Raw genomic sequence first — 9077 nt, 5'->3', positions numbered from 1 at the left:
CACAACGGAAGCAGAAACTGAACCCGCAGATGAAACTTCACCCACAACAGAAACAGAAACTAATTCTCTTCCCGAAGTTTCACCCACAACGGAAGCAGAAACTGAACCCGCAGATGAAACTTCACCCACAACAGAAACATCGGTCATTGAATCCCGGTTAGTGGTAATAGGAGATTCAGAATTTGCCACCGATGGCTTATTTGATAGACAACTAAATGGAGATGTGTTTCTCAACTCAGTTACTTGGTTGAGTCAACAAGATCAACAACCCCTTTCCATTCGCCCCAAAGAAGCCAGCAACCGACGCATTAATTTGAATATTGTACAAGCGAATCTTCTAACATTTTCATCTTTGTTAATATTACCGTTAATTGGGTTAGTAATTGCGGCAATTATTTGGTGGCGACGGAGATAATTAAAAATGAAATTACCACGGACAACTTTAGTTTTAGTATTTCTGGCTTTGGGTTTGAGTGGCTTTGTTTATTTCTATGAAATTCAAGGCAAAACTCAGAGAGAACAAGTGCAGCAACAACAGCAACAAATGTTCTCCTTTACAGAAGATGATATACAATCTTTAACAGTTAAAACAGCAGATATTACCTTGAATTTAGAACGTAATACTGAAGGGGAAACTTCCCGGTGGTTGCTGACATCTCCCAGCCAAGAACCAGCTAATGATGCTATAGTTGCTTATTTAACCAATTTGTTAGTGCAAGGTGAAAGCGATCGCACTTTATCCACTCCAGTTAGTGAGTTAGACCAATTTGGTTTCAATGAACCACTAGCAACCATTGAGATTAACCTGAAAAATCAGCAAAACCATCAGCTAACTTTAGGTAAACCAGACTTTAACAATCGTTTTTTGTACGCCAAAACTGATGCGGTAACTCCAGAAAATGGTAATATAAATGTTTTCTTAGTCTCTACAGACTTTGCTAATGCTGTCAATCGGGAAATTTCAGAATGGAAACAACCCCAAGACAGCAATGAGGTGGAAACAACTCCAGAAAATGACACAATTAACGATTAAAAATTAATTCAGTTTACATGACCAAACCCACCGCCACATTACTGATTTCCTGTGCCGACCAAAGAGGACTAGTTGCCAAATTTGCCAATTTTATCTATGCTAATGGTGGAAATATTATTCATGCAGACCAGCATACAGACTCAGAGGCTGGTTTATTTCTCACCCGCATGGAATGGGAGTTAGAAGGTTTCAATTTACCAAAAGAAGTCATTGCACCTGCATTTAATGCGATCGCCCAACCACTAGATGCAAAATGGGAATTACACTTCTCTGATACTATACCACGGATTGCCATTTGGGTAAGTCGGCAAGACCATTGCTTATTTGACTTAATTTGGCGACAAAGAGCCAAAGAATTTGCCGCAGACATTCCCCTAATAATTAGTAATCATCCTAATTTACAGACAGTAGCAGAGCAATTTGGTATAGACTTTAATCACATTCCCATTACCAAAGATAATAAAGCCGAACAAGAAGCCAAGCAACTAGAACTACTGCAAAAATACAAAATTGACTTAGTAGTTTTAGCCAAATATATGCAAGTAGTCAGCGCAGATTTTATTGAAAAATTTCCCCAAATAATTAATATACATCATTCATTTTTACCAGCCTTCGTTGGTGCAAATCCCTATCACCGAGCCTTTGAACGCGGCGTTAAAATTATTGGTGCTACCGCCCATTACGCCACTGCTGACTTAGATGCAGGTCCCATCATAGAGCAAGATGTAGTGAGAGTCAGTCACCGCGATGAAGTTGAAGACTTAATTAGAAAAGGTAAAGATTTAGAAAGAGTAGTCTTAGCCAGAGCCGTGAGATTACACCTACAAAATAGAGTCCTAGTATATACAAATAGAACAGTAGTATTTGGATAAAAATCATCCCGGCTTCATCAGCGTTTATCAGCGTTTAAAAAGATTTACCATCACTACCAAAATATTCCCGATATCCACAAATTTTATCCCTACGGATATCAAAAGAAACTGCTACCCGATTTTTATAAGGCTGATTCAACAACAGTCCCTCATCACGAAACTCAAAAACCACAGTAGTTTCATTACTGGTAACACGGTCTAAAGAAGTCAGATTTAGTCCAGAACTAAAAGACGCAGATACATATTCAAAAAATTCCCTAGCGCGGTCTTTACCCTCATTTAAACCGTGAAACTTCCCCATAGGGAACCAAAAAGTAAAATCTTCCGTAAGCATATCTAAAAACCCTTCCCACTCCCCTGTGACTAAACCCTGGGTAAAATGGTCAAATGCTTTTTCAGCAATTTTTAAAGTTTTTTCTGACTGCTGTTGCATACTCATTACCTTGAAGATATCATTTTCAATGATAGTAAGTTAGGAGAAATACATCAAACTATAGGTTTGGTCATGTAAAAAGAAAATAAGCTCGTATTTATACTAAGTCTTTATGACAACTACTGTACTGCAATGTTATCTATTAGAATCGAATCTATGTTAATTTACAGCATTGAGATATCTAGGTTTTATATATGTCGCCACAAGTTAATGCAGGGAGCATCCCAGTTTTTGCAGGAATATTAATTACTCTGCTAGGAGGATTTATAAGTTATTTGACCAACAAAAGTATTAAACTTAAAGAATGGCAGTTAATTCTGATAAAAGAGGATCTAACTATTCGTCAAAAGATTTATTCTGATTTTTTAAGTCAAGCTAATAAGCTCATACTGTTTTCAACACAAGAAAAAGCTAGTAGTGTTAAAGAGTTAGATTCAATAATTAATTACTTTTCTCAAATTGAAATTTTAGCAACGGAAGAAGTAATTGAGCAATCTAAAAAAGTAGTAAGTTGTGTATTAGCATCTAATACACAACTTACTACAAGCAAAATCAAAACTTCAACAATATAAAAAAACACTTTATTGAAGCTGTAAAAGATGAGCTTTCTAAGTTGAAAAATATTTAGTCATTTACTCTATTTTCAGATTTATGGAGGACTAAAGTCCTCACTACAAACTTTAAGTAGTTAGCCCAGTCTGGTTTTAATTTCCTCAGCTAAGTTAGCTAGTGTAACTTCAATTTGCTCACCGGATTTTAAATCCTTTAAAGATGACTTTTGCGCTGCTGCTTCCTCAGAACCAATAATTACACAAAATTGAATCCCTTGTTTATCCGCCAGTTGAAATTGTTTCCCCAAGGGACGTTTATCAAAATTAGTTATCACATTAATTCCCGCCCGGCGCAAATTTTGAGAAACTTGTAAATAAATCGGCATTAAATCGGCTTGCATATTCACTACCATTACTTGGGCTGGTGTCGCAGATAAAGTATTGAGAATACCAGCTTTTAACAAGCGACTAATTAACCGAGTTAAGCCAATGGAAATTCCCACACCGGGCATTTTTTCGCCTAAAAAAGTTCCCACTAATTCTTCATATCTGCCACCAGAACAAATACTACCTAAAGCTTCATGTCCTAATAGGGTTGTTTCGTAAACTGTGCCAGTATAATAATCAAGACCACGGGCAATTGCTAAATCAATACAAAACCGCTTTTCAGATACTCCCAAATTACGCACACCTGTAATGACAGTGGCTAACTCGGTTACACCTAAATTAAATTGCTCCGCTTCTGGGAGATTTTCCGCCAAATGTTTGAGTTTATCTAAGACGTGATCAACTGTGCCATTAATGTTAATAAAATCAATAATTTTTTGAGTATGTTCAGTATTAATTCCTTCTGCTGCTAAGGCTTGCTTAACTTTAGCTTCGCCAATTTTTTCTAAATTATCAATTATACTAATACAGGTTTTAATTTTATCTTCTGCAATGCCCACAGATGTAAAAAATCCTGTGAGAATTTTCCGGTTATTGATGCGAATTAGAAAATCACCAATATTAACTGCTTCAAAAATTTCGGTGATAATTGCTGGCATTTGAGCATCATAAAGTAAACTCAGTTCCCGTCGCGCCACGACATCAATATCACATTGACGAAACTGCCGAAACCGCCCATCTTTGGCTCTTTCTCCCCGAAATACTACATCCATTTGGTAACGGGCAAAGGGAAAGGTTAATTCATTCAGGTGGCGGGCAATATAAGCTGCTAAAGGCACTGTTTGATCAAATTTTAAGGCTCTGGCTTCTGAACCTGTTTCTCCAGCTTTTTCTTTCTCTGCTTGGCGATTTGGTGGGAGAATGGGGTCAATGCCATAGATGATATTATCTCCTTGATTGCCTTTAGCTTGGAGAACTTCTAAGCGTTCCACTGCGGGGGTTTCTATGGGGGTAAATCCGTAGCTTTCAAAGACTCGGCGAATGGTATCTAACAAGTATACTTCTAAGCGCTTTTCACTGGGGAGAAATTCGGGAAATCCACTAGGTGTTGAAAAGTTGATTTTGTCACTTTTTGCCATGTTTTTTCTTAGTTAATTATAAGTTTGAAAGTTTAAATTATAGCGCTTGTTGGCTGAAGGAGAAAATATAGAATGTCGAACAGTTGCCCACGTCGCCAAGAGAAGGATAAAAGAGGTTGATGCACAATGATATTTGCTTCTGTTTGATGGCGTATAAGGGTATTTCTAGTGCTGTAGTGGTTTCACTGGTTATTAAACCACCAAGGGTCTCTATTTATGTCAGTTTTAATCAAATATGCTTTTTTTCGCAGGAAGCGTTTGATTGATGCTGGCCCCATGCGTGAACCACCCATACCGGAGAATTTAAAGGAATTTTTTTCTCCTTCATGAATGAGGGCTGTTAAAGCGGCATCATTGATACTGATAGCGCCTGCATCGATGTGTTCGGCTACTGTTAAGGCTTCTGCTTCTGTTTCAGCAAATACGGCCGCACTGAGTCCATATATGGAGTCATTTGCTAAGTATATCCCTTCTTCAATGGTGGGAAAGGCCATGACTGGCATGATGGGGCCAAATGTCTCTTCGGTCATGATTTTCATGGAGTGGTTGACTTGGGTAATGACTGTGGGACGACACCACCAACCGCCGTCAATTTCTTCTACTTTACCGCCACAATGAATTAATGCGCCTTTTTCCACTGCATCTAGAAGATGGTCGTGAATAATTGCGGCTTGTTTTTCGGCAATAATGGGGCCAATTTCTCCACTGTCAAGTTGGGGATGGGCTAATTCTAAACTATGGGCTTTGACTACTAGTTGATGATAAAACTCTTCAAATATGGATTCGGCGACGTAAATTCGCTCTATGGAAAGACATGATTGTCCGCTATTAACGACTGCACCCCATAATATGGCTGAGGTGGCTAATTCTATGTCGGCTGATTCTAAAACAATGGCTGGGTCTTTTCCCCCTAGTTCTAAAAAGGCGGGTATAAACCGTTTAGCTGCGGCTTCTGCAACTTTTCTACCTGTGGCGACACTACCTGTAAAACAGATCAAATCTACATTTTCTATGAGGGTAGCACCTGTTTCACCTGCTCCCTCAAGGAAACTTAAGACATCACGCAAGTCTGGGACAGTGTTGAGGGCTGTCATCAGTGGGGCGACGAAGCGGGGGGCGATTTCACTGGGTTTGACGATGACGGCACAACCTGCTAATAATGCGGGAATAGTATCAATTGTAGAGAGTAGTAGGGGAAAATTCCAGGGGCTAATTACTCCTACTAGGGGGTAAGGTACTGATGTTTGTTGCAGGCTAATGAATGGTGTGGCTGTATTTTTGGCTAAGGTTTGCAGTATTTCTGGTGCTAATCTACACCAACGGTTAATGGTAGACAGGAAGGTGTCGATTTCTAATACTGAGGTTGATAATCTACCTGTATCGGTGACTAAAGCCTGTGTTAGCTGTTCCCGCTCATAGATGATGGCTTGTTTCCATTGCTGTAATGCGTCAATTCTGGCGGCTAAACCTATCTGTTTCCAGTGAATTTGCGCTCTCCGGGCGCGGTTACATTGGTGTACTAGCAGCCTTGGGGGAGGAGGAAGAATTACATAGTCAAATTTTCCTGTTCGGGGGTTACGGATTTCGATTGGTTGAGTCATGATGGGTTGTTGGTTGTGATGTTTTATCCCCCTATGAATAGTTAAATTATGCCTAATTTCGTTAACGATTGAATACTTTTTGGTGAGGAAAACTGCCAATTCCATCTCCGCATGAGTTTCCGTTAAGGATTAATTTGTGGGTTGAAAGGATGTATAGTTACCACCTAATGCTTCTACTATGGTGCGGGTGTTGGCTACCATCATGTTGATGTAGGAATCGGCTTCGCTACCTTTTGCGCCAATGGAATCAGAGTATAGTTGTCGTGGGGCTAATTTTACGCTGGCTTCTTGGGCTACGGTGGTAATTAATGCGGGGTTAATTGTGGTTTCGGCAAAAATTGCGGGGACTTGGGTTTTTTTGATGGCTTCTACTAAACGGGTGACTGTTTGGGCGCTGGGTTGTTCTTCTGTGCTAAGACCAATGAGTGTGCCGGCGATCGCAATGCCATAGGTTTGAGCATAATATTGAAAGGCATCATGGGTGGTGACTAGTTGGCGTTTGTCTGGGGGAATGGTTTGTATCTGTTGATTAATCCAGTTATGTAACTGCTGTAATTCATTGGTTAATTTTGCGGCTCTTTGCGTAAAAATTTCTGCCTCTGCGGGGGATAATTCTATCAATTCATAGCGGATTAAATTTACCATAGCGATCGCATTTTCTGCACTTCCCCAAACATGAGGATCTGGGACAACTTTTCCTTCATATCCATCTAACTGTAGAGGTTTGACAACTTCCCCCACGGCTACTTTGCGCGCCTTCTCTCCCGCCGCATTCATTAAATTAATTAGTGCTGGTTCTAAGTTGTAGCCGTTATACAAAATTAAATCGGCTGTTTCTAAAACCTGACTATCTGCTGGTGTGGGTTCATAGACATGAGGATCAACTCCTGGTTGCAGAATCCCAGTTAACTGAATTTCCTCTCCCCCAACTTTCTCTGCTAAATCAGTAATAATGGTGCTAGTTGCAACTACTCGTGGCTGAGTATTTTCCTCGGTAGCGATGGGGTTAGAGTCTACTTGGTTACACCCTCCCAGGGAAATTCCTAACAATACTCCCAGTAACCAGCAGGATCTAGCTTTTGACTGAGTAATTGCTTTCATGGACTTGTTACACTTGTTCTCATATTGTTCTCATATTTAAGTTACACTATTCTCATATTCTTTTCATTTTTCCTGGGATTCTTCAAAATGAGAGCTGTTAACCTGCCCTTAAATGCTGTCTACACCATGCCAGAAACTTTCACACCGACTACTGCAAGTATTAATATTGCCCATGTCGGGGTGCATTATCGGTCAACAGCAGCTTTAACAGAGGTTAACTGTGTGGTCAAACCAGGGAGGATAACGGGAATTTTTGGCCCCAATGGCGCGGGAAAAAGTACGTTAATGAAAGCCATGTTGGGGTTAGTTCCTCTCAGTAGTGGTACAGTGTTGTATCAAGAGAAACCTTTAAAGCAGCAATTAGAGAAAGTGGCATATATTCCCCAGCGTAGCCAAATTGACTGGACTTACCCGGCGACAGTTTGGGATGTGGCGATGATGGGAAGGGTAAAAAAGACTGGTTGGTTACGTAGTTTTTCGGCTGTGAGTCGCCAGGAAACTAAAAATGCTTTGAAACGGGTGGAAATGTTTGACTATTGCGATCGCCCCATTGGAGAATTATCAGGGGGACAGCAACAAAGGGTATTTTTAGCTCGTGCTTTGGCACAGCAAGCAGATATATACTGTTTTGATGAACCATTTGTAGGTATTGATCAAAAAACCCAAGCTGTAATTTTTGCAGTGTTTCAGGAACTGGCGGCGGCTGGTAAAATTGTTTTGGTAGTTAACCACGATTTAGGGGAATCTATCACCCACTTTGATGATTTAATTTTACTCAATCGGGAATTAATCGCTACAGGTATCCGTGAGCAAGTTTTGACAAAGCAAAATCTCTATCGTGCATATAATGGTCAAGTCATGTACTTTGATAACGCCGCTTAAATGGTTTCTATGTCTGCAAATCGGATAAATACTTATGCTACAAGCATTAATTGAGCCATTGCAATACAGTTTTATGCAGCGATCGCTCGTCATAGCCATTATAGTCGGTTTGCTGTGTGCGGTGGTGGGTAGTTACTTGATGGTACAAAGATTAGCATTACTGGGTGATGCGATTAGTCATTCTGTATTACCAGGACTAGCGATCGCCTTTATGCTGGGAGGAAATATCTATATTGGTGCATTTATAGCTGGGGTTGTGAGTACAATGGCGATCGCCTGGATTCAAACGCGATCGCCTATTAAAGAAGATGCTGCAATGGGTATAGTTCTTTCGGCATTTTTCGCCCTGGGAATCACCTTAATTACTATTATTCAAAAAGACCAAAAAATTGATCTGAGTCACTTTCTTTTTGGTAACATTCTTGGGGTAACATCTGACGAAGTGCGAGACACCGCCATCATTGCTGCTATAGTATTAATCATCATATTTTTATTATACAAAGAACTTTTATTTTACACCTTTGATCCATTAGGCGCACAAGCCGCAGGTTTACCAGTCAATCGGCTTAACTTCGGGTTAATGGTGCTAATTTCCTTAACAATAGTTGCCAGCATGAAAACTGTCGGTGTAATTTTAGTATTAGCACTGTTAATTACACCAGGCGCAACCGCTTATCTATTAGTCAAACGCCTTCATCAAGTCATGATTTTAGGAGCGTTGATTGGGGTAACTTCTAGTATTAGTGGAATGTACCTCAGCTACTATTATAATTTACCCTCTGGTCCCGCCATTGTATTAGTAGCATCAGGTATATTTCTCTTAGCATTACTGTTTAGTCCCAGACACGGTATTTTTACATCAAGACTTAATCAAAAATAAAGTTCATAGCTGGGGATTGGGGATTGGGGATTGGGGATTGGGGACTGGGGACTGGGGACTGAATACTGGGTTAACATCCGAATGGTGTCTCAATTTTATTATCCGTTGATGTCCTAACCTACTTGGCGGTTGCTATATATAAAAAAGCAGAAATGTTGAATCTCGTTACAAAACTTTACATATTCAGGTATAGTAGTT

Annotated in this window: 9 protein-coding genes and 1 pseudogene; 6 read left to right on the top strand and 4 right to left on the bottom strand. The window is 39.9% G+C overall.

What is annotated here, in order from left to right; genetic code table 11:
* The 3 genes and pseudogenes from ACM0OP_RS22840 to purU all read left to right on the top strand — a co-directional run.
* Positions 1-415: pseudogene (locus tag ACM0OP_RS22840) on the top strand (ABC transporter); the annotation flags it as partial.
* Positions 416-421: 6 nt separating this feature from the next.
* Positions 422-1033 (top strand): DUF4340 domain-containing protein, encoded by a 612-nt coding sequence (locus tag ACM0OP_RS22835; protein WP_414530703.1) that lies wholly within the window; start codon positions 422-424, stop codon positions 1031-1033.
* Positions 1034-1050: 17 nt separating this feature from the next.
* Positions 1051-1905, top strand: coding sequence for a formyltetrahydrofolate deformylase (purU, locus tag ACM0OP_RS22830; RefSeq protein WP_414530702.1), 855 nt, complete (start codon positions 1051-1053; stop codon positions 1903-1905).
* Between the two features lie 34 nt (positions 1906-1939).
* Here the strand turns inward: purU and ACM0OP_RS22825 are convergent, their stop codons facing one another.
* Positions 1940-2338, bottom strand: coding sequence for a nuclear transport factor 2 family protein (locus tag ACM0OP_RS22825; RefSeq protein ID WP_414530701.1), 399 nt, complete (start codon positions 2336-2338; stop codon positions 1940-1942).
* A 194-nt stretch (positions 2339-2532) separates the two neighbouring features.
* Between ACM0OP_RS22825 and ACM0OP_RS22820 the strand changes: the two genes are divergently transcribed.
* Positions 2533-2910, top strand: a complete 378-nt coding sequence (locus ACM0OP_RS22820; protein WP_414530700.1) for a hypothetical protein — start codon at positions 2533-2535, stop codon at positions 2908-2910.
* Between the two features lie 116 nt (positions 2911-3026).
* Here the strand turns inward: ACM0OP_RS22820 and hisS are convergent, their stop codons facing one another.
* From hisS to ACM0OP_RS22805, 3 genes are all read right to left on the bottom strand, one after another.
* Positions 3027-4415 carry a histidine--tRNA ligase gene (hisS, locus tag ACM0OP_RS22815; RefSeq protein WP_414530699.1) on the bottom strand — a complete coding sequence of 463 codons (1389 nt, stop codon included), beginning with the start codon at positions 4413-4415 and terminating at the stop codon, positions 3027-3029.
* A gap of 182 nt (positions 4416-4597) precedes the next feature.
* Positions 4598-6016: an aldehyde dehydrogenase family protein gene (locus tag ACM0OP_RS22810; RefSeq protein ID WP_414530698.1), complete on the bottom strand. Its 1419-nt coding sequence runs from the start codon at positions 6014-6016 to the stop codon at positions 4598-4600.
* Between the two features lie 129 nt (positions 6017-6145).
* A complete protein-coding gene (locus ACM0OP_RS22805) occupies positions 6146-7117 on the bottom strand; it encodes a metal ABC transporter substrate-binding protein (RefSeq protein WP_414530697.1) in 972 nt (323 codons plus the stop codon).
* A 126-nt stretch (positions 7118-7243) separates the two neighbouring features.
* Here ACM0OP_RS22805 and ACM0OP_RS22800 point away from each other — a divergent pair, with 126 nt between their 5' ends.
* Both ACM0OP_RS22800 and ACM0OP_RS22795 read left to right on the top strand, forming a co-directional pair.
* Positions 7244-7999: a metal ABC transporter ATP-binding protein gene (locus ACM0OP_RS22800; protein WP_414530704.1), complete on the top strand. Its 756-nt coding sequence runs from the start codon at positions 7244-7246 to the stop codon at positions 7997-7999.
* A 34-nt stretch (positions 8000-8033) separates the two neighbouring features.
* A complete protein-coding gene (locus ACM0OP_RS22795) occupies positions 8034-8879 on the top strand; it encodes a metal ABC transporter permease (RefSeq protein ID WP_414530696.1) in 846 nt (281 codons plus the stop codon).
* Positions 8880-9077 lie beyond the last annotated feature (198 nt).

It is taken from the genome of Nodularia chucula CCY0103, assembly GCF_963923915.1.
Classification (GTDB): Bacteria; Cyanobacteriota; Cyanobacteriia; order Cyanobacteriales; family Nostocaceae; genus Nodularia; species Nodularia chucula.
The sequence above is the reverse complement of the archived record's forward strand: the minus strand, read 5'-3'. Positions and strand labels throughout refer to the sequence as shown.